Here is a 19,388-nt window from a genome sequence, read left to right on the forward strand (position 1 = left end):
GCACCGCCTCTTCGACGGCGATCTCGTCGAAGGGGTTCATGCTCATCTTCACGTTGGCGGTCTCGACGCCGCTGCCATCCGCCTTGACGCGGACCTTCACGTTGTAGTCGACCACCCGCTTCACGGGCACCAGCACCTTCATGACGGCGTGTCTCCTCTCGAATGGTGTTCTTGTAACTGTTCAGGCGGCCGCGGACAGAATCTGCCCGCGCAAGGCTGCGACCGCATCGGGGATCGGCGGGGAGGCGGCGGTGGTCCCGAGCGCCGCCAGAACCTCGGCCGGCGCGACCACACCCCCGGATCCGACGAAGGCGCCCTGAACGACGGCCAGTGCCGCCAGTCCGCCCCGTGTTTCCATGCGGTGTTCGATGAAGATGTATTTGTCGTCCCAGCACAGCACCCGGCTGACCAGGGCGAATCTCTGGAACGGCCGCAGCGAGCGGCGATAGCGGATGGTCGCCCCGCCCAGCACCGGCTGCCAACGGTTGCGCAGGATCGCCGGACCCAGGCCGACGCGGATCATCAGGTCGGTGCGGCCCAGATCCATCACGCTGAAATAGCGCGCGTTGGTCATGTGCAGGTTGAGGTCCAGGTCGGTCGGCCAGACCCGGAATCGCAGAGCCGACGGCTCCAGCAGCCCGGCGCGTCGACCGCGCCACGCGGCAAAGATTGCGGCGGCGGCAACCGCCAGCAGGCGGAAGATCAGGTTCATCGCCCATCTCCCGCCTTGAAGGCATCGCAGGCCGCCCGCGGATGTCGCTGTCCCATCATGCTCCGATCTCTCCCCTCACAGGGCCGATCGGCGCGTGAAGGGGCGCCCGACCGGTCAGCTGTCCTTCGCGGCGGTCTTCAGCTCCGCCAGGGTGTTGTTGACCTGCTCTTCGATGTCGCGCAGCTCCTGCACGGTGGCTTCCAGATCCTCGCGCTGCTGGGCGAGGTCCTTCAGCCGCTTCTGAACCCGCTTCAACAGGTTCTTCTGCTGCTCGACCCCGCCATTGACGTTGTAGAGGTCGAGATACTCGCGGATTTCCGCCAGCGAGAAGCCCAGGCGCTTGCCCCGCAGGATCAGCTTCAGCCGGGCGCGGTCGCGCTTGGTGTAGACCCGGTTGTTGCCGACGCGGTTCGGCGCCAGCAGTCCCTTGACCTCGTAGAAGCGCAGAGCCCGCGGAGTGATGCCCAGCTCCTCCGCAAGCTGGTTGACCGTGTAGAGCTGTTCCATCCCTGGGAAGACCTTTTGTTTGCGTTTGGCACAATGCGTCTTCCGTTTGGTAGCACAGCTGCCGTGGCGTGATAAGGCTTCCCTTTACGTCCGGGTCAACGCAGTGACTTCGGGTCATCCTCCGTTCGATAGGGCCTGCTGCGCCTCGGCAATCAGTTCCTTCTTCGACAGCTTGCCGACGGCGGTCTTCGGCAGTTCCTCGCGGAACTCGATGGCCGTCGGCATCTCGATGCGGGAGATTTTGTCGCGCAGGAAGTCGCGCAGAGCCTCCACCGTCAGGCTGGCTCCCGGCTTCAACTGCACGAAAGCCTTCGGCGTCTGGCCGCGGTAATCGTCGGGCAGGCCGATGACGCAGGCGGCGACCACGTCGGGATGCTGGTAGATCGCTTCCTCGATCATGCGCGGATAGACGTTGTATCCGCTGCAGATGATGAGGTCTTTCAGCCGGTCGAGCAGGAAGACGTAGCCGTCCTCATCCATCGTCCCGACATCGCCGGTCATCAGGAAGCCGTCGACCACGGTGCGGTCGCTCTCCTCCGCCCGGCCCCAATAGCCGGCCATGACATTGGGTCCGGCGATCGCCACCTGACCCTTCTCGCCGATGCCGAGCTTGCGGGACGGGTCCTCCAGGTCGCGAATCTCAATGGCGATGCCGGGCAGCGGCAGGCCGATGGAGCCCTCCTTGTTGACGCCCTTCAGCGGATTGGCGGCGCAGACGGGGGAGGCTTCCGACAGACCGTAGCCTTCGATCAACACGCAGCCGGTCGCCGTCTCGAACTGGCGCTTCAGCTCCATCGGCAGCGGCGCGCCGCCGGAGATGCAGTAGCGGATCGAGGTCATCGGATAGCGGCCGACCTGCGGATGGCCCAGCAGCGCCTTGTACATGGTGGGCACGCCGGGGACGAGGGTCGGCTTGCGCCTGGCGATGGTCTTCAGCACCTGTTCGGTCTCGAAGCGCGGCAGCATGATCAGTTCCGCCCCACAGGCCAGCCCCATGTTCAGCACCACGGTCATGGCGAAGACATGGAAGAAGGGCAGGACGGCCAGAACCCGCTCCTGTCCCAGCGCCACCTCGGGGAACCAGGCTTGAACCTGCCGCGCATTGGACAGCAGGTTGTGATGGGTCAGCATCGCGCCCTTGGGCACGCCCGTGGTGCCACCGGTGTATTGCAGCACGGCGACGTCGCGCAGCCCGTCGATCCGCACCGGGCGCAGCGTTCCGTCATTGGCGAGAAGGCTGTCGAAATCGACATGGCGGTCGTCGCGCGGCACGGCGGCGATCTCGCTGCGCTTCAGCACGCTGAACAGGGCCTTCTTTACCACCGGCAGGATCGATGCCATGCGGCAGACGACGATCCGCTTCATCGGCGTGCGCGCCAGCATCGCCGCGACGCGCGGATAGATCTGCTTGAGGTCCAGCGTCACCATGATCTCGGTCTGCGAGTCGGTGATCTGGTGTTCCAGCTCCCGCTCGACATAGAGCGGGTTGTAGTTGACGACGGTCCCGCCGGCCTTCAGCACCGCGAAATAGGAAATGACGTAGGTCGGGCAGTTGGGCAGGCACAGCCCCACCCGCACCCCCGGCCCGACCCCCAGATCCTGAAAACCGCGGGCGGCGCGGTTCACCAGAGCCAGCACCTCGGCGTAGGTGTAGCGGCGGCCCATGAAGTCCAGGCAGGGGCGGTCGGCATAGCGCCCGGCCGCCTCCTCGAACAGCATGTGCAGCGGCATCGGCGCGAAATGCTGGTCCCAGGCGATTTCCTTGGGGTAGTGGGTCAGCCAGGGATGGATGGCGTCATTGGCGGCGGCGCCATTGGCATTGGTGGTCGGCGGATTGGCGCTCTGCGCAAGCGGCTCGGGCATGGTTCGCTCCCCTTGGCGGTGGCGCGTTCCGGATCACCTGACGGCCGGCACCGAAGGGCGGCATCGACAAGCGGCGGGCGTCTGAAACGCTTTCGTTATGACGTTGACGTAAACGTAATGCGCGCCTACTGTCAAGACCAGTCCTACGAACAATCCTGAGGGCACGCTTTCATGGTCGACGACATTCTGCAGGAACTGCGCAGCCGCAGCGGCGATCTGCGCTCGCTCAACGCCTCGGTCCGCTTCCTGCTGGGCAAGGAGGGGGAGGTGATCCGGGTCGATGGCCGCGCCAGCCCGATCAGCATCAGCCGCGACGATGCAGAGTCCGACTGCACCATCCGCATCTCGCCGGAAAACCTGCAAAAGCTCATCAACGGCAAGCTCAACCCGATGCTGGCCTTCACCATGGGCAAGCTGAAGGTCGAAGGCTCGATGGGCGTGGCGATGAAGCTGGCCCAGCTGCTGGACGACTGACGAAGCGGCCGGAAGAGCCGCCCACCAAATCAACCGGGAGGAAACGAACATGACGACGATGCGCACCAATTGCGCCACCCTGTCGGCTGCCCTGATGGCGGCCACGCTGCTGACCGGTCAGCCGGGTGCGGCCTCTGCCCAGGGGACTGCGCGCTCGCTGACCTACCAGATCCTGATGGGCGAGGATCCCATCGGCACCGAACAGGTGAAGATCGAGCCGCAGGGCGACCGCACCAAGGTCACCGTCACCGCCACCACGCGGGTGAAGGTGCTGTTCATCAACTTCCGCTACGACCACAAGCGGGAGGAAATGTGGAAGGGCGGCGTTCTGGAGTCGATGACCGCCACCACCGACGACGACGGCACCCCGCACGAGATCGACATGGTGCGCGATGCCGGCGGTTATCGGCTGGTGGTGGACGGCAAGCCGCAGCAGGCACCGGCAAGCGCCCTGCCGCTGACGCTGTGGACGACGGACGTGCTGAAGCACCGCGAGCTTCTGTCGGTGATCGACGCGGCCCCCTACAAGGTGGCTACGCGCAAGATCGGGGCGGAGACGGTGGAGGCCGGCGGCAAGGCGACGGAGGCCGCCCACCACCGCATCGAGGGCGATGTGGAACGCGACCTGTGGTATGCGGCGGACGGCACGCTGCTGAAGACGCGCTTCAAACGCAGCGGCTATGATATCACCTATGTCCTGAAGTGAATTCTGCCGCAGATTCCTGTTTGAACGAGGACCCGATGCCCATCTTCCTGTTTCCCGACGACCCCTTCTGGAACGAGGAGGCCGACGCCGTGGAGTTCGCGGTGCAGGTCGGGGAGTATCAGGGCCGGGTCTTCGTCACCCGCCGCACCCTGCAGGGCATCGTCGGCCACACGCCGAAGCCGGACGAGGCGGTTCAGCAGGTCTGCATGAACCGCCCCCTGTTCGAACGGGCGACCGAACAGCGCATCATGGCCCGCGCGCTCGATCCCGATGCCAACATCCACCTGACCGGCCGCGACCTTCACCGCGCGGCCGGCTGAACCGAAGACTCAGCGCCCAGAAATCAACGCAGATGGGCGTAGCGGCCGCGGAAATACAGCAGCGGGTCGCCGTCCTCGCGTGAGGTCAGATTGCGCACGCGGCCCAGCACGATGACGTGGTCGCCGCCGTCCAGCAGATGCTCGCGGTCGCATTCCAGCGTGGCGAGGCAGCCGGTCAGCAGGCGGACGCCGCCACGGCCGGTGGTGGTCTCCAGTCCGGCCCAGCGCTCTTGCAGGTCGCGGCGGGAGAAGCGGTTGGACAACTCCTCCTGGTCGGACGCGAGGATGTTCACCGCGAAATGCGGCGCGATGTTGAAGGCCTCGAACGACATCGCGGCACGGCCCAGGCAGAACTGCACCAGCGGCGGATCGAGCGACACGGACGAGAAGGAGTTCACCGTCACCCCCAGCGGCAGCCCGTCGGGCGCGATGGTGGTGATGACGGCGATCCCGGTGGCGAAGCAGCCGAGGGCGGAACGGAACGCGAGGGGATCGATCGGCTGTTCGGTGGTCATGACGTCCTGTGGTGTGGGCCGAAGTGGAGGGGCTGGCGGAGAAGAGGGCAGGGGACCCGTGAAAGGCCCCCGGAGTGGCCGAAGATGACACTGAAAGTAGGAAATACCGCGAATTAATCCAGCACGCCATCCGCTGCAAGCCGCATCTCCGTCGCATCCCCCGCCACATCTGCGCCGTATCTCCGCCCGGTCTCCGTCGCACCTCCCCCGGGGCAACGTCGTTAAACGGATCTTAATCAAACCCCGTCAGGGTTTTGCCGCGGCGGACGGCCGCCGCATCCACCGCGGCGCCGCGCGCGGAAATCGGCCTTCGGGCCTCGAACCATTCGCCACGGCCAGGGCATGAGCGGGAATTCCGGCGGCGACGAGCGGCCAATCATCATCAAGAAGAAGAAGGGCGGACACGGCGGCCACCATGGTGGCGCGTGGAAGGTGGCCTATGCCGACTTCGTGACCGCGATGATGGCCTTCTTCCTGCTGCTGTGGCTGTTGAACGTCACCACCTCGGACCAGCGCAAGGGCATCGCCGACTATTTCTCCCCCGTGTCGGTCAGCCGCGAACAGTCGGGCTCCGGCGGCATGCTGGGCGGCAAGACCATCACGGTGCCGGGCGCGCAGATCTCCCCCAGCTCGCCGATGTCGGCCGACGTGCCGGTGTCGGGTCCGCCCGGCTATTCGTCGCAGCAGACCGACGATGCCGACGACCCGACCGAATCGGTCGTCGGGCCCGGACAGGGCACCGGACCGGGAAAATCGGGCAAGGATGCCGCCGCCAACGGTGCGGCGGATGCGGATGTCGCCGACCAGAAGCCGAGCGAGACCCGCGCCGAATTCCAGAAGCGGATGGAGGAGATGGCCAAGCAGCTGGGCATCCCCGGCCAGAAGCCCGGCGAGAAGCTGTCCGACTTCGGCGAGCGGGTGAAGGAGGCGATGGACAGCCTGCAGGGCGCGGCCAAGGAAGCCCGCCAGTTCCAGCAGGCCGCCACCGAGATCCGTCAGGCGATCCAGTCGGTTCCGGAACTGGAGCCGCTGGCCCAGAATCTGATGATCGACCAGACGCCGGAAGGCCTGCGAATCCAGATCGTTGACCAGGACCGCGTGTCGATGTTCCCCGGCGGCTCCGGCCAGATGTATCCGCAGACCCGCCAGCTTGTGCAGCAGGTGGCGAAGGCGCTGTCGAAACTGCCCAACAAGCTGTCGATCAGCGGCCATACCGATTCCACCCCGTTCCCCGCCGGCTCCGGCCGCGACAACTGGGATCTGTCGAGCGAGCGGGCCAACGCCACCCGCCGCGCCCTGTTGGCCGGCGGCATCGACCCGTCGCGAATCCAGGATGTCGTCGGCAAGGCCGACCGCGACCCGCTGGTCGCCGATCAGCCCAACAACCCGCGCAACCGCCGCATCACCATGGTCCTGCTGCGCGAGACCCAGGCGGCACCCGCGGCCGGCGGCCAGTCCGGCGGCGGCGCCCCTACCAAAGCACGATAAGTTTTCGATGCCGCCGGTACTTTGGCGCTAATTTCCGGAATCGCCCGCGTCCGAATTCTTGCTTTGTCATTGCGTCGCACAACGGCGCGCGCGTTTGCCCTGTTCAAAGCGCGCGGCGATGGGTCATACTTCCTGCACAATGCGACATGGCCGGGGCGATGCCGCCCGGCCCGCGATGATCGGTCAGATACAAGCGCGGGGGAGTCTGTGAGCGTACCCGAGAGCAAACCGTCCGACCTTTTGTCATCCTACAATCCTGGCCTGTACTTCGACGAATTGTTCGGAGCCATGGATTTGCCGGCCGAACATACGGCGCTGATCCGCCAGAGGCTGGCCGCGCTCGACTTCGATGAACTGCGCCGCCGCGCGCAGGATGCGGAGCGGGAACTTTACAATCTCGGCATCACCTTCATCGTCTATTCCGACAAGGACGCCGTCGACCGCATCCTGCCCTTCGACGTCATCCCGCGGGTGATCTCCGCACCGGAATGGAAGCATCTGGAGGCGGGCGTCACGCAGCGGGTCGCCGCGCTGAACCTGTTCCTGCACGATATCTATCACGACCAGAAGATCCTGAAGGACGGGGTGATCCCGCGGGATCTGGTCGAGGGGAACCATAATTTCCGCCCGCAGATGATCGGGCTGGACGTTCCCTTCAACACCTACATCCACATCATGGGCACCGATCTGGTGCGCGACCGCCATGGCACCTTCCGCGTGCTGGAGGACAATGGCCGCGTTCCGTCCGGCGTCTCCTATGTCGTGGAGAACCGCCATATGATGCAGCGGGTCTTCCCCGACCTGATGCAGGACATCGGCATCCGCCCGGTGGACAATTACGGTCACAAGCTGCTCGACGCCATGATGGAGATCGCGCCGGTCGACGATCCCCAGGTGGTGCTGCTGTCGCCGGGTACCTACAACTCGGCCTATTTCGAGCACATCTTCCTGGCGCGCGAGATGGGCGTGCCGCTGGTGGAAGGGCGCGATCTGGTGGTGGAGAACGACCGCGTCTTCATGAAGACGACCAACGGTCTCGCTCCGGTCCATTCGATCTATCGCCGGCTGGACGACGCCTTCCTCGATCCCAGGGCCTTCAACCCCGACAGCCTGCTGGGTGTGCCCGGCATCCTGGAGGCCTATCGCAAGGGCAACGTGGCGCTGGCCAACGCCATCGGCACCGGTGTCGCCGACGACAAGGCGGTCTACTGCTATGTCCCGCGGATGATCAAATACTACCTGGACCAGGACCCGATCATCCCCAACGTCGACACCCGCATCTGCCGCGAGGCCGACGCCCTGCAATACACGCTCGACAATCTGGCCGATCTGGTGGTGAAGCCGGTGGGCGAGGCCGGCGGCTATGGCATCACCATCGGCCCGCGCGCCAGCAAGGCGGAACTGGAGGATTGCCGGGCCAAGCTGCTGGCCGATCCGTCCAACTACATCAGCCAGCCGGTGGTCGACCTGTCGGTCTGCCCGACCGTCTGCGACGACGCCATCGAGCCGCGCCACGTCGATCTGCGCCCCTTCGCCATCACCGGCAAGAGCACCTGGGTCCTGCCCGGCGGCCTGTCGCGCGTGGCGCTGAAGAAGGGCACGCTGATCGTCAATTCGTCCCAGGGCGGCGGCTCCAAGGACACCTGGGTTCTGGAAGGTGGTGCGGCATGAACCTGCTGTCCCGTTACGCAGAGTGCATTTTCTGGATGGCCCGCTACATGGAACGGGCCGAGAATCTGGCCCGCATCCTGGACGTGCACGAAACCTTCGCGCGCGACACCCGCGGGGCCACCAACTGGTTCTCCATCGTCCAGCTGAACGCCGACGAGAAGGACTTCTTCAGCCGCCACGACCGCCCGACGGCGGAAGCGGTGATCCACTATTACATGTTCGACGCGCAGAACCAGAATTCGCTGCTGTCGATGCTGCGGATGGCGCGGGAGAACGCGCGGACCCTGCGCCCCTGGATCTCGACGGAGATGTGGACGCAGATCAACGTGTTCCACAACAAGCTGCTGGAGATGTCGGTCAAGGACGTGGCGGCGCAGAACCTGTCCAAGGTCTGCACCTGGATCAAGGAGGAATGCCAGACCCACACCGGCATCACCGAGGGCACCTTCTACCGCGACCAGGGCTGGTACTTCTACCAGATGGGCAAGTATATCGAGCGGGCGGACCAGACCACGCGCCTGCTCGACATCAAGTACCACACGCTGCTGCCGTCGCCGGCCGAGGTCGGGTCCACGCTGGACGTCAGCCAATGGACGACGGTCCTGCGCTGCACCGCCGGCTACCACGCCTTCCGCCGCGTCTATCCCCGCGGCATGTCGCCGACCACGGTCGCCGGCTTCATGCTGTTCAACGAGGGATTCCCGCGCTCCGTCGTGATGTGCGTGCGGCAGATCGACGGGGTGCTGACGCGGATGCGCTCGCGCTACGACCTGCGCGGCGGCTCGGCGGCGATGGAGCGGGTGGACGAGCTGCTGGCCGCGCTGCTGTCCCGTCCGATCGATGCGGTGCTGCGTGACGGCCTGCACGAATATCTCGACTGGATACAGCTGCAACTGAGCGTCGTGACCACGGAGATCGCGCAAGCCTTCTTCGGTGCTCAGCCTCCTCTGGCAGTTCAGAGCCAGTCGCAGTAAGCTCTGGTGCGGCGGAGGGGTTCACGCTCCTCCGCCTCCTCCTCACTGTCGTGGTGGTTGTCGGTCAGAATGTCGGTCATCCAGCCGCCGCAGCGTCCATTGCAGCAATTCTTCCGGTCGGGGCCGATGCCCTGCCCCTATCTGCCCGGACGTGTTGAACGCAAGCTGTTCACCCGCCTGATCGGTCCCTTCGCGACCGAGGTGAACTCGACCCTGTCGCGCGCCGGCTTCCGCCGCAGCCACGACATCGTCTATCGCCCGGTCTGTCCCAACTGCCAAGCTTGCGTGCCGGTACGCGTGCCGGTTGCGGAGTTCGTGCCGACCCGGTCGCAGCGCCGGGTGCTGAAGCTGAACGAAGGGGTGACGCTGGCCGAACGCCCGGCCTACGCCACGTCGGAGCAGTACCGGCTTTTTGCGCTCTACCAGAACTCCCGCCATGGCGATTCCGACATGGCCCGCATGGCGATGGGTGATTTCGCCGCCATGGTGGACGAGGGCAGGGCGGACACCAACCTGCTGGAGGCGCGCGACGAGCGCGGGCAGCTGGTCGGCTGCATGCTGACCGACCGGCTGTCGGACGGCTATTCGGCGGTCTACAGCTTCTACGACGCGGCGCAGGACCGCCGCAGCCTGGGCACCTTCATGATCCTGGGCCTGATCGAACGGGCACGGTTGGCCGGCATGCCCTATGTCTATCTTGGCTATTGGATCGCCCACAGCCGAAAGATGGCCTACAAGGCGAAGTTCCATCCGCTGGAATGCCTGGGCGAGGACGGCTGGCGCCCGGCCGAGATCGCTCCGGACATCGACGGATCGATCAGGGATGGAGAGTAGAGGCATCGCCGCCGCACCAACGGCGATGCGCCCATACCCGATGACCGCCGACGTCAGGCCGCCTTGATGTCGCTCAGGAACTTCTCGACATCCCGGCGCATCAACTCTGCCTGTTTGGACAGTTCACTGGCGGCGCCCAGCACCTGACCGGCGGAATTGCCGGCCTCGCCTGCGGCTTGATTGACCTGGACGATGCTGCCCGTCACCTCCTGCGTGCCAGCGGCGGCCTGCTGGACATTGCGGGAAATCTCGTTGGTTGCCGCGCTCTGCTCCTCGATCGCGGCGGCGATGCCGGTGGTGATGTCGTTGATGCGGCCGATGGTGCCGCCGATGCCGGTGATCGCCGTCACCACGCCATAGGTCGTCTGCTGGATGGCGCCGATCTGGCCGGCAATCTCCTCCGTCGCCTTGGCGGTCTGGCCGGCAAGACTCTTCACCTCGCTGGCGACCACGGCGAAGCCCTTGCCGGCCTCTCCCGCCCGCGCCGCTTCGATGGTGGCGTTCAGGGCCAGCAGGTTGGTCTGGCTGGCGATGGAGTTGATGAGTTCCACCACCGCCCCGATCCGCTGGGCTGCATCGGCGAGGCTGCGCACCGCGTCGCTGGTCTGCGCCGCCTCCGTCACCGCCTTGCCGGCAATGTCGGCCGAGCGGGCGATCTGGCTGCCGATCTCCCGGATCGAGCTGGCCATCTCCTCGGTCGCGGTCGCGACCGTCTGGACGTTGGCGCTGGTCTGTTCGGCGGCCGACGCCACGACGGTGGCCTGGCTGCTGGTCTGCTGCGCCATCGCCGACATGGCGTGCGCGGTGGTGTCCAATTCCGACGCGGCCGACGCCACGGTGCGCAGCGCGGCGCCGGACGACGTCTCGAAGGATGCCAGCAGACGCTCGATCGCCGCGGTACGCCGTGCCTTGGTCTGCTGTTCGGCCGCCTCGGCGGCGGCGAGCCGGTCGGCCTCGATCAGACCGTCCTTGAAGATCTGGACCGCTCTGGCCATGGCGCCCAACTCGTCCTTCCGCTCCGTTCCATCGACGGCGACCGAAAGTTCCCGGTTCGCCAGACGGCCCATGATCATGGTCAGCTTCTGGATCGGCCGAACCACGGTGGACAGCATGGAAACAGCGATGCCGATGCAGATCACGGCAACCAGGCCGGAAGAAACCATGATGAGGATTTTGCCGTTTTCATACAGGTCCTGGCCTTGGTCAGCCGCCTTTGCGCCCTCGCGCGTATTGAAGTCGATCAGCTTCTGCAAAAGGCCTTTTGCCGTCCTATACTGATCTCTTGCTTGTCCACGGAAGACGGAGCCGGCTTCTTCGGTCTGGTTCTGGCGCGAGAGTGGAAGCAGGACGGTCTTGCTGGTTTTCAGATAATCGCCCCATGCTGACTTGAACGCCTGATAGGTTTCGGTCTCGAATCCTGGCGTCAGCATGGCCGCATAGGTCCTATCAGCCTGTTCGAAAGATTTAAGAATCTCTTCCAGGGTTTTTTCTTCGACGCGCATGCCCTCATCCGAGGTTGAGATGATGTGCGCACCTTCATTGATGCGGTAGTAATCGAACAGCGTGTAAAGATTGGCGACCGCAGCGACGGACGGAAGCCAATTATTCCTGATCTCGAGAGACTTATCGTTCATCGACGACATCTGCAGGATGGAGAAGCCTCCAAACGCAATAAATATGATTATTACTGCTGTAAAGGAAGCGATCGACTTCATTCGAACCGTCATGTTCGATAGCCACGTCATTCCCCATCTCCTGCAAAAAGCAACGGTTCTGATTGAAAAGGCCCTAAAACCGGCCGACACCATATCGTCACGCCTCTATGGGCGTCTTCGATAGGGCATCCGACCGCCTTAGCAAGGAATGCGCCATCGGCCTCCGGTATGTGGAGTTGCAAGAAAAGCAAGGGCTTTGCCGGCGATGATCAGTTTCATGATCGACCGGCGACCCATGCGGGGCTGGACCTGCAGTGTGGCAAGTTGACGCAGGCGCTGCGAATTGCGACGCATTCCGCAGTTTCCATCTACGGGATTCTACGTAGCTCCAACGTAGCCCTTGCCGCTGGGGGGCGGGAAAGGAATAGTCCCGTCCAATCCTATCTTTTGGTATACCCTCCAATCGAGAGAGGGTTGCGACCTGTCGCGCGTGCGCGGCTGCAACAAAAGCAAAAGGGGACGGCCCAAGCCGCGCCCCCGCAACAGGGAGGTTTCTCCTTTGAGAGGTCTGCTCAGACTAAGTGGGCTGATCGATGCCATGAACCAAGGCATCGGCAAGCTCGCCTACTGGCTCGTGCTGGTCGCCGTCGTCGTCAGCTCAGTCAACGCTGTGGTCCGCTACGGGCTGAACACCAGTTCCAATGCGTGGCTGGAACTGCAATGGTATCTGTTCTCGGCCGTGTTCCTGCTGTGCGCCGGCTATACCTTCCTGCGCAACGAACACATCCGCATCGACATCGTGCTGGGCCGCTTTTCCAAGCGGGTGCAGGCCTGGGTCGACGTCTTCGGCATCATCTTCTTCATGTTCCCGATGACGATCCTGATCATGGTGCTGTCCTGGCCGATGTTCATGGACAGCTTCGTCACCAACGAAATGTCGAGCGATGCCGGCGGCCTGATCCGCTGGCCCGTGAAGCTTCTGGTCCCGGTCGGCTTCTTCCTGCTCACCGCGCAGGGTGTCTCGGAACTGATCAAGCGCATCGGCTTTCTCACCGGCCATCGTGACGAGCCGGGCGAGAAGATGCACAGCCATTCCTAAGGACCGGGAGCACCCCAGATGGTCGAGTTCGTAACCGCCAACATGGCGCCGCTAATGTTCGGCGCGCTGGTGTTCTTCCTGTTGATGGGTTTCCCGGTCGCCTTCGCTCTGGCCGCGAATGGTCTGGCGTTCGGTCTGATCGGCATCGAGCTGGGTCTGCTGACCCCGGCGCTGCTGCAGGCGCTACCGGAACGCGTGTTCGGCATCATGCGCAACGACACGCTGCTGGCGATCCCCTTCTTCACCTTCATGGGCCTGATTCTTGAGCGATCGGGCATGGCCGAGGATTTGCTCGATACCATCGGGCAGTTGTTCGGTCCGATCCGTGGCGGTCTGGCCTATGCGGTGATCTTCGTCGGCGCGCTGCTGGCGGCGACGACCGGCGTGGTCGCGGCCTCGGTCATCTCCATGGGTCTGATCTCGCTGCCGATCATGCTGCGTTACGGCTATGACCGGCGGATCGCGACCGGCGTCATCGCCGCGTCCGGCACGCTGGCCCAGATCATTCCGCCGTCGCTGGTGCTGATCGTTCTGGCCGACCAGCTCGGCCGCTCGGTCGGCGACATGTATGCCGGCGCACTGATCCCCGGCCTCGTGCTGACCGGGCTCTATGCCGGTTACATCCTGCTCACCAGCATCATCAAGCCGGAGATGGTGCCGGCCCTGCCGCCGGAAGCCCGTTCGCTGCGCGGTTGGAAGCTTCTGCTGCGCGTCATCACCTCGCTGGTGCCGCCGCTGGTGCTGATCTTCCTGGTTCTGGGCACGATCTTCATCGGCATCGCCACCCCGACCGAGGGCGGCGCCATGGGCGCGGCCGGCGCCATCCTGCTGGCCCTTGCCAAGCGGCAGCTGAGCTGGGGCCTGATGCGTCAGGCGATGGACGCGACCGCCAAGCTGTCATCCTTCGTGGTGTTCATCCTGATCGGTTCGACCGTGTTCGGTCTGGTGTTCCGCGCGGTGAACGGCGACCTGTGGGTGGAGCATCTGCTGACCAGCCTGCCGGGCGGCGAGCTTGGCTTCCTGATCGTCTGCAACATCCTGGTTTTCGTTCTGGCCTTCTTCCTCGATTTCTTCGAGCTGGCCTTCATCATCGTCCCCCTGCTGGGGCCGGTGGCGGACAAGCTGGGCATCGATCTGATCTGGTTCGGCGTGCTGCTGGGCGTCAACATGCAGACCAGCTTCATGCACCCGCCCTTCGGCTTCGCGCTGTTCTTCCTGCGGTCGGTGGCGCCGAAGACCGACTATCTCGACAAGATCACCGGGAAGAAGATCGCGAAGATCACCACCGGCCAGATCTATTGGGGTGCGGTTCCCTTTGTCGTCATCCAGATCATCATGGTCGCCCTTGTCATCTCCTTCCCGCAGCTAGTCGACGCCGGCCGCGACAAGGGACCGAAGATCAACCTGGACGACGTGAAGATCGAAATCCCGGCCTTCGACAACCAGGAAGTGGCTCCGCCGTTCGGCGCTCCGGCGCAGCCGGAGTCGAACCCGAACGACGACATCATGAAGCAGCTGCAGGGCAAGTGACGCCTGTCGTCACCAAGCCTGGACAAGCAAAAGGGGCCGGTTCATCCGGCCCCTTTCTTGTTGATGCGTATCCGGTTGGGAAAGGGTCAGCGTGACTTGGTGGCACCGGCCCAGTTGGTCGGCGCGGTTCCGGAAGAGGGAAGAGCCCCGCCGCTGCCAAGGGAAACCATACGGTCGCTTCCGGCGATGGGCGGCAGGGCGGCGAATTCCTCCGCCGTCATGCCGGTCAGGATCACGGCCTGACGATTGCGGGCGTAGCGCAGGTTGTCGCTGCCGACCATCACCTTGTGCTCGTTCGGGAAGCGCGGGGCGCCGACGGTGACGATCGCCTGTTCCACCCGGTTTGTCGGCCCGATCACGAGATCGCTGACGTTGCCGAGGATCCGGCGGCCGTCCGGCGTCTGCACGGTCAATCCGACGAGTTCCACCGGTGGCTTGGTCGCCACCTCCGCTGATGGGACGCCGCCCATGTCCGAACTGGCGCAGGCGCCCAAGGCCAGAACCGGCAGGGCCAGAACCGGCAGGATTGCCAGAGCCGACAGGCTGGGGAGGGGCATGCGCAGGGAAAGGCGGCGGTGATCCATCGGTCTTGGCCCTTTTGCTGACGGCGCGGAACTGTGCGTCCCTAGAACAGCACGAGCATGGCCGGAGGTCCCGCGCGCCGAAGGGGTGACCCCATCGTCGGCCGGAGACCTCCATCGGGACGGGTCAGGTGAAGATGAAGTCGTGGGCGGCACTCAGGCCGATCTGGTCCACCGTCAGCGACGAGCCGTCGGTGAAGGTGAAGACCGAATTCGAGCCGTTGGTCGTCATCGCCATCTCCCACGCGGCGTAGCCGTGGAACTCGATCTGGTCGATCCCCTTCTCGAAATAGTTGATGGTGTCGTGGCCGAAGCCGCCGGTGGCCCGCTCCATCAGGAAACGGTCGATCTGTCCGTCGGTGTAGCTGACCATCAGGTCGTCGCCGGTGCCCGGCTGGAACAGGTCGGCGCCGCCGTCGCGATAGCTGTCGTAAAGCGTGTCGTTGCCGGAGCCGCCGATCATGGTGTCGTCGCCGCGCATCCCCTTGACGATGTCGTCGCCGGTGCCGCCGTTCAGCCAGTCGTTGCCATCGCCGCCGAACAGCTGGTCGTTGCCGGCATCGCCCCACATCGAATCGTTACCGGCCTCGTTGCCGCCATAGGGATCGCCGAGCCAGTCGTTGCCGTCGCCGCCATGAAGCTGGTCGTTGCCCAGCCCGCCGATCAACGAGTCATTGCCGCGTTCGCCATACAGCTGATCGTTACCGCCGGCGCCGTTGACGCGGTCGTCGCCATCCAGACCGTCGATCCGGTCGTCATAGGCGGTGCCGGTCATGGCGTCGTTGTTCGAAGTCCCCCAAAACTGGCGCATGGCGTCTCTCCATCAGTGCCGTTAACGTGCTGTTAACGATTAACCAGATGTTAACCATGAGGCCTGGGCGGTCGAAAAGCGATAAAGGGGCAGTACAAACGGGACAAGGAGAGATGACACAGATAATCGAAGCTTGATTGGATTTGTGATCTTTAATGTTTCTTTATTCGACGTATTTGTGATCCAAAGCGGGATCTTTCTGTGACGGAACAGAGACTTTGCTCCTCCTATGGGTAGGTCCGGGCCGGCGGAAGGGCACAGCGGCGCCGGCCGAAGGCGATGCGCGGACGGGGAGGGCAGTAGGCCGCAGGCAAAAGCACTGTCGGAACGGATCGTCCGAAAGAGGATCGGCGGCGCAAATGTGCTTCGCGCCTTCCAAGATTGCGGATCCGGCGGTGTGCGCAAAAAATTACCGGGCGTCCAAAGGAACGCCCGGTGCAGTCATATACAGGGAGGGTTAGAGACAAGAAGCTGTGTATACCCTTCGGCGGGGGTGCCGCTTTGATGTGGATCAAGAAATCCGGCAGCGGCGTCGAACCGGGTCTCGATCGCCTCCCGCTCAGCCGTGGCTGTGCGAATGCCCGCCATAGAGAATGGACGGATCGGTTTCGACCTCCTGGATCGTTTCCAGCTTTCCTGCCCGCCAAGCCCGATAGAAGCAGCTGCGCCGGCCGGTGTGGCAGGCGACGCCGTCCTGTTCGACGATCAGCAACAGGGTGTCGCCGTCGCAATCCACCCGGAAATCCTTCAGCCGCTGGACCTGCCCGGAGGTCTCGCCCTTGCGCCACAGCCCGCCGCGCGACCGCGACCAATAGCAGACGCGGCCGGTTGACAAGGTCTCCACCACCGCATCGCGGTTCATCCAGGCCATCATCAGGATTTCGCCGCTGCCCTCAGCCTGGGCGATCGCCGGCACCAGTCCGTCGGCGGTGAAGCGGATGGCGGCCAGCACCTCTTCAAAGGGGCCGGAATCGATCGACGGCGTGTCCGTCATGGCAAATGACTCCTTCACAGGCCCGCCGCTCAGAGGGCGGCGGCCATCCGGCGGAAGCCGGCCTCGAGATCGCGGATCAGGTCGTCGGGGCTTTCCAGACCGGCATGCAGGCGCAGGACCTGTCCCGGATCGGTCCAGCGGGTGGCGGAGCGCACTGCGGCCGGCCGCGTCGGCAGGATCAGGCTTTCGAACCCGCCCCAGCTGTAGCCCATGCCGAACAGCTCCATGCCGTCCAGCATCGCCGCCAGGGCCTTGCGCGGCACCTGGTTGATGATGATGGAGAACAGGCCGCTCGATCCGGTGAAGTCGCGCTTCCACAGCTCGTGGCCGGGGAAATCGGGGCGGGCGGGGTGCAGCACGCGCGTGACCTCCGGCCGGGCGGCCAGCCAGTCGGCGAGCGCCAGCGCGCTTTCCTGATGCTGGCGCATCCGCACCGACAGGGTGCGCAGGCCGCGCAGGCCGAGATAAAGGTCGTCCGGCCCGCCGCAGACGCCGAAGCGGGTGGCGGCCTTCTTCACCGCGGTCCAGCTTTCCTCGTCCCGGCAGGTGACGACGCCCAGCATCGCGTCGGCATGGCCGACCATATACTTGGTGGCGGCATGGATCGACAGGTCGACGCCGTGGTCGAAGGGGCGGAAGAACAGCGGCGTCGCCCAGGTGTTGTCGATCATCACCGTGGCGCCGACTTTTTTGGCCGCGGCGGCGATGGCCGGCACGTCCTGCACCTCGAAGGTCAGCGAGCCCGGCGATTCGAGGAAGACCACGCTGGTGTTCGGCCGCAGCAGCGCCGAGATGCCGGCGCCGATGCAGGGATCGTAGAACTCGACCTCCACCCCATAGGGCGCCAGCGTCTCCTTGGCGAAGCGGCGGGTGGGGCCATAGGCGCTGTCGGTGATCAGCACATGGTCGCCGGCCTTGGTGAAGGCTGACAGCGCGATGGCGATGGCGGCGAGGCCGGAGCCGGTGTTCACCGACTTGTAGCCGCCCTCCAGCGCCGCCGCCGCCTCTTCGAAGGCGAAGGTGGTGGGGGTGCCCATGCGGCCGTAATGCACGCCTTCCAGCGTGTTGCGGTCGCTTTCCTCCAGCGCGTCCAGCGTCGGGAACAGCACGGTGGAGCAGTGATAGACCGGCGGATTGACGATGCCGTGGTTGTTCCGCGGATCGCGGCCGGCATGAACGAGAATCGTGTCCTGCGTGACGTCCTTCATCGACTGTCCGTTTGGCTGGTGCGGCGTTCCGGTGCGGCGGAGCCGAACATTGTGTCATTCCGAAGGCCCTGCGGCCAACACCGATTGCGCCGAAGTGCCGTCAGCGGGCGGTATAGTCTGGTATCACCACAAATGCACGGATGATTCGACAAGCGGGATCAAGTTGATACACTCTTGTCCCACGCGCATGGCTGCGTCGCGATCCCCACAGGGGCGGCCCGTCGGGGCTACCTCAGGCTCCCCGGGGATCACATGGCCGGCGTGGTCGGCGCGTCGTCAGACCGCTCAAATGCGAAGAACGCAAGAACAGGGTGGAGTTAATAATTATGAAGTCAGGGCTTCTCGCCGCCGCCGCGGCGGCTGTGGTCATTACCGCCAGCGCCGCCGCCGGTGCTGCCACGCTCGATACCGTCAAGCAGCGCGGCTTCGTGCAGTGCGGCGTCAATGCCGGCCTGCCGGGTTTCGGCAACCCCGATAGCGCCGGCAACTGGACCGGCCTCGATGTCGATTACTGCCGTGCCGTCGCCGTCGCCATCTTCAACGACCCGAACAAGGTCAAGTTCACCCCGCTGTCGGCGCAGCAGCGCTTCCCGGCCATCCAGTCGGGCGAGGTCGACCTGCTGTCGCGCAACACCACCGCAACGCTGACCCGCGACACCTCGGTCGGCCTGAACTTCGCCCCCGTCACCTATTATGACGGCCAGGGCTTCATGGTTCCGAAGAAGCTGGGCGTGAAGAGCGCCAAGGAACTGAACGGCGCCACCGTCTGCGTCCAGTCCGGCACCACCACCGAACTGAACCTCGCCGACTATTTCCGCGCCAACAACATGACCTACAACCCGGTCGTCATCGAGTCGAACGACGAGGTGAACGCCGCGTACTTCGCCGGCCGCTGCGACGTGCTGACGACCGACGTGTCCGGTCTGGCCGGCACCCGCGCCGGCGTCGCGCCGGTTCCGGAAGACCATGTCATCCTGCCGGAAGTCATCTCCAAGGAGCCGCTGGCCCCGGCCGTGCGCCATGGCGACGACCAGTGGTTCGACATCGTGAAGTGGACGGTCTACGCCACCATCCAGGCGGAAGAGTTCGGCATCAACTCCAAGAACATCGACGAGTTCGCCAACTCCAAGAACCCGGACGTCCAGCGCTTCCTCGGCACCTCGCCGGGCATGGGCAAGGCTCTGGGCCTGGACGAGAAGTGGGCCTACAACGTGGTGAAGAAGGTCGGCAACTACGGCGAGATCTTCGACCGCAACGTCGGCCCGGGCACCCCGCTGAAGCTGGAGCGCGGCCTGAACGCGCTGTGGACCAAGGGCGGCCTGATGTACGCGCAGCCGTTCCGGTAAGGCAGACCACCGTTTGAAGGCCGCCCGTCGGGACCTGCCGGGGGCGGCCTTCCGGTAGAAGGAGCGGTCGCGAAGGGCGTCAGCGAAACGCCCGCGCATC

Annotated in this window: 19 protein-coding genes and 1 pseudogene; 10 read left to right on the forward strand and 10 right to left on the reverse strand. The window is 64.8% G+C overall.

Translation table 11 applies throughout. The features are described from left to right. The 4 genes and pseudogenes from TSH20_RS35755 to TSH20_RS21960 form a co-directional block, all read right to left on the reverse strand. A pseudogene (locus TSH20_RS35755) lies at positions 1 to 142 on the reverse strand (electron transfer flavoprotein subunit beta/FixA family protein); the annotation flags it as partial. A 39-nt stretch (positions 143 to 181) separates the two neighbouring features. Further along, on the reverse strand, positions 182 to 712 hold the full coding sequence (locus TSH20_RS21950; protein WP_109155804.1) for a thioesterase family protein: 531 nt from the start codon (positions 710 to 712) through the stop codon (positions 182 to 184). Positions 713 to 826: 114 nt separating this feature from the next. Then, entirely contained in the window at positions 827 to 1,219 is a 393-nt protein-coding gene (locus TSH20_RS21955) for a MerR family DNA-binding transcriptional regulator (protein ID WP_085089534.1), read from the reverse strand. A gap of 114 nt (positions 1,220 to 1,333) precedes the next feature. Then, the gene (locus TSH20_RS21960; RefSeq protein WP_109155805.1) at positions 1,334 to 3,082 is read right to left on the reverse strand and encodes a long-chain fatty acid--CoA ligase; all 1,749 of its coding nucleotides are present in this window, start codon (positions 3,080 to 3,082) and stop codon (positions 1,334 to 1,336) included. A gap of 171 nt (positions 3,083 to 3,253) precedes the next feature. On the opposite strand from TSH20_RS21960, the gene TSH20_RS21965 reads away from it, so the two are divergent. From TSH20_RS21965 to TSH20_RS21975, 3 genes are read left to right on the forward strand one after another with little or no spacing between them, the layout of a single operon-like run. Beyond that, positions 3,254 to 3,556 (forward strand): SCP2 sterol-binding domain-containing protein, encoded by a 303-nt coding sequence (locus TSH20_RS21965; RefSeq protein ID WP_085089532.1) that lies wholly within the window; start codon positions 3,254 to 3,256, stop codon positions 3,554 to 3,556. A 49-nt stretch (positions 3,557 to 3,605) separates the two neighbouring features. Then, complete coding sequence (locus TSH20_RS21970) at positions 3,606 to 4,262, forward strand: DUF6134 family protein (protein ID WP_109155806.1); 657 nt, start codon at positions 3,606 to 3,608, stop codon at positions 4,260 to 4,262. A 35-nt stretch (positions 4,263 to 4,297) separates the two neighbouring features. After that, complete coding sequence (locus TSH20_RS21975; protein ID WP_042702619.1) at positions 4,298 to 4,582, forward strand: DUF1488 domain-containing protein; 285 nt, start codon at positions 4,298 to 4,300, stop codon at positions 4,580 to 4,582. 23 nt (positions 4,583 to 4,605) lie between these two features. On the opposite strand, the gene TSH20_RS21980 is transcribed toward TSH20_RS21975, so the two are convergent. Continuing rightward, the gene (locus TSH20_RS21980; protein ID WP_109155807.1) at positions 4,606 to 5,097 is read right to left on the reverse strand and encodes a flavin reductase family protein; all 492 of its coding nucleotides are present in this window, start codon (positions 5,095 to 5,097) and stop codon (positions 4,606 to 4,608) included. Positions 5,098 to 5,439: 342 nt separating this feature from the next. Between TSH20_RS21980 and TSH20_RS21985 the strand changes: the two genes are divergently transcribed. The 4 genes from TSH20_RS21985 (at position 5,440) to TSH20_RS22000 (ending at position 10,064) form a co-directional block, all read left to right on the forward strand. After that, positions 5,440 to 6,585: a flagellar motor protein MotB gene (locus TSH20_RS21985; RefSeq protein ID WP_109155808.1), complete on the forward strand. Its 1,146-nt coding sequence runs from the start codon at positions 5,440 to 5,442 to the stop codon at positions 6,583 to 6,585. 288 nt (positions 6,586 to 6,873) lie between these two features. Then, on the forward strand, positions 6,874 to 8,256 hold the full coding sequence (locus tag TSH20_RS21990) for a circularly permuted type 2 ATP-grasp protein (protein ID WP_247871145.1): 1,383 nt from the start codon (positions 6,874 to 6,876) through the stop codon (positions 8,254 to 8,256). Then, a complete protein-coding gene (locus TSH20_RS21995) occupies positions 8,253 to 9,230 on the forward strand; it encodes an alpha-E domain-containing protein (RefSeq protein ID WP_109155810.1) in 978 nt (325 codons plus the stop codon). Before TSH20_RS21990 ends, TSH20_RS21995 begins: the two co-directional genes overlap by 4 nt. Before the next feature lie 69 nt (positions 9,231 to 9,299). Further along, the gene (locus TSH20_RS22000) at positions 9,300 to 10,064 is read left to right on the forward strand and encodes an arginyltransferase (protein WP_109155811.1); all 765 of its coding nucleotides are present in this window, start codon (positions 9,300 to 9,302) and stop codon (positions 10,062 to 10,064) included. 53 nt (positions 10,065 to 10,117) lie between these two features. Here TSH20_RS22000 and TSH20_RS22005 read toward each other — a convergent pair whose 3' ends face one another. After that, entirely contained in the window at positions 10,118 to 11,809 is a 1,692-nt protein-coding gene (locus tag TSH20_RS22005) for a methyl-accepting chemotaxis protein (RefSeq protein ID WP_109155812.1), read from the reverse strand. Between the two features lie 508 nt (positions 11,810 to 12,317). On the opposite strand from TSH20_RS22005, the gene TSH20_RS22010 reads away from it, so the two are divergent. Further along, positions 12,318 to 12,818, forward strand: a complete 501-nt coding sequence (locus tag TSH20_RS22010; RefSeq protein WP_247871146.1) for a TRAP transporter small permease subunit — start codon at positions 12,318 to 12,320, stop codon at positions 12,816 to 12,818. 18 nt (positions 12,819 to 12,836) lie between these two features. After that, complete coding sequence (locus TSH20_RS22015; protein WP_109155814.1) at positions 12,837 to 14,348, forward strand: TRAP transporter large permease subunit; 1,512 nt, start codon at positions 12,837 to 12,839, stop codon at positions 14,346 to 14,348. Between the two features lie 86 nt (positions 14,349 to 14,434). Here the strand turns inward: TSH20_RS22015 and TSH20_RS22020 are convergent, their stop codons facing one another. The 4 genes from TSH20_RS22020 to metC all read right to left on the reverse strand — a co-directional run bounded on the left by TSH20_RS22020 (position 14,435) and on the right by metC (position 17,942). Continuing rightward, positions 14,435 to 14,932: a PRC-barrel domain-containing protein gene (locus TSH20_RS22020; RefSeq protein ID WP_247871147.1), complete on the reverse strand. Its 498-nt coding sequence runs from the start codon at positions 14,930 to 14,932 to the stop codon at positions 14,435 to 14,437. 124 nt (positions 14,933 to 15,056) lie between these two features. Continuing rightward, complete coding sequence (locus TSH20_RS22025; RefSeq protein WP_109155815.1) at positions 15,057 to 15,740, reverse strand: calcium-binding protein; 684 nt, start codon at positions 15,738 to 15,740, stop codon at positions 15,057 to 15,059. Positions 15,741 to 16,299: 559 nt separating this feature from the next. Beyond that, positions 16,300 to 16,734: a phosphoribosyl-AMP cyclohydrolase gene (hisI, locus tag TSH20_RS22030; protein ID WP_109155816.1), complete on the reverse strand. Its 435-nt coding sequence runs from the start codon at positions 16,732 to 16,734 to the stop codon at positions 16,300 to 16,302. Between the two features lie 29 nt (positions 16,735 to 16,763). Next, on the reverse strand, positions 16,764 to 17,942 hold the full coding sequence (gene metC / locus TSH20_RS22035; protein WP_109155817.1) for a cystathionine beta-lyase: 1,179 nt from the start codon (positions 17,940 to 17,942) through the stop codon (positions 16,764 to 16,766). A 326-nt stretch (positions 17,943 to 18,268) separates the two neighbouring features. Between metC and TSH20_RS22040 the strand changes: the two genes are divergently transcribed. Continuing rightward, positions 18,269 to 19,288, forward strand: a complete 1,020-nt coding sequence (locus tag TSH20_RS22040) for an amino acid ABC transporter substrate-binding protein (RefSeq protein ID WP_109155818.1) — start codon at positions 18,269 to 18,271, stop codon at positions 19,286 to 19,288. Positions 19,289 to 19,388 lie beyond the last annotated feature (100 nt).

It is taken from the genome of Azospirillum sp. TSH20 (assembly GCF_003115935.1).
GTDB lineage: Bacteria > Pseudomonadota > Alphaproteobacteria > Azospirillales > Azospirillaceae > Azospirillum.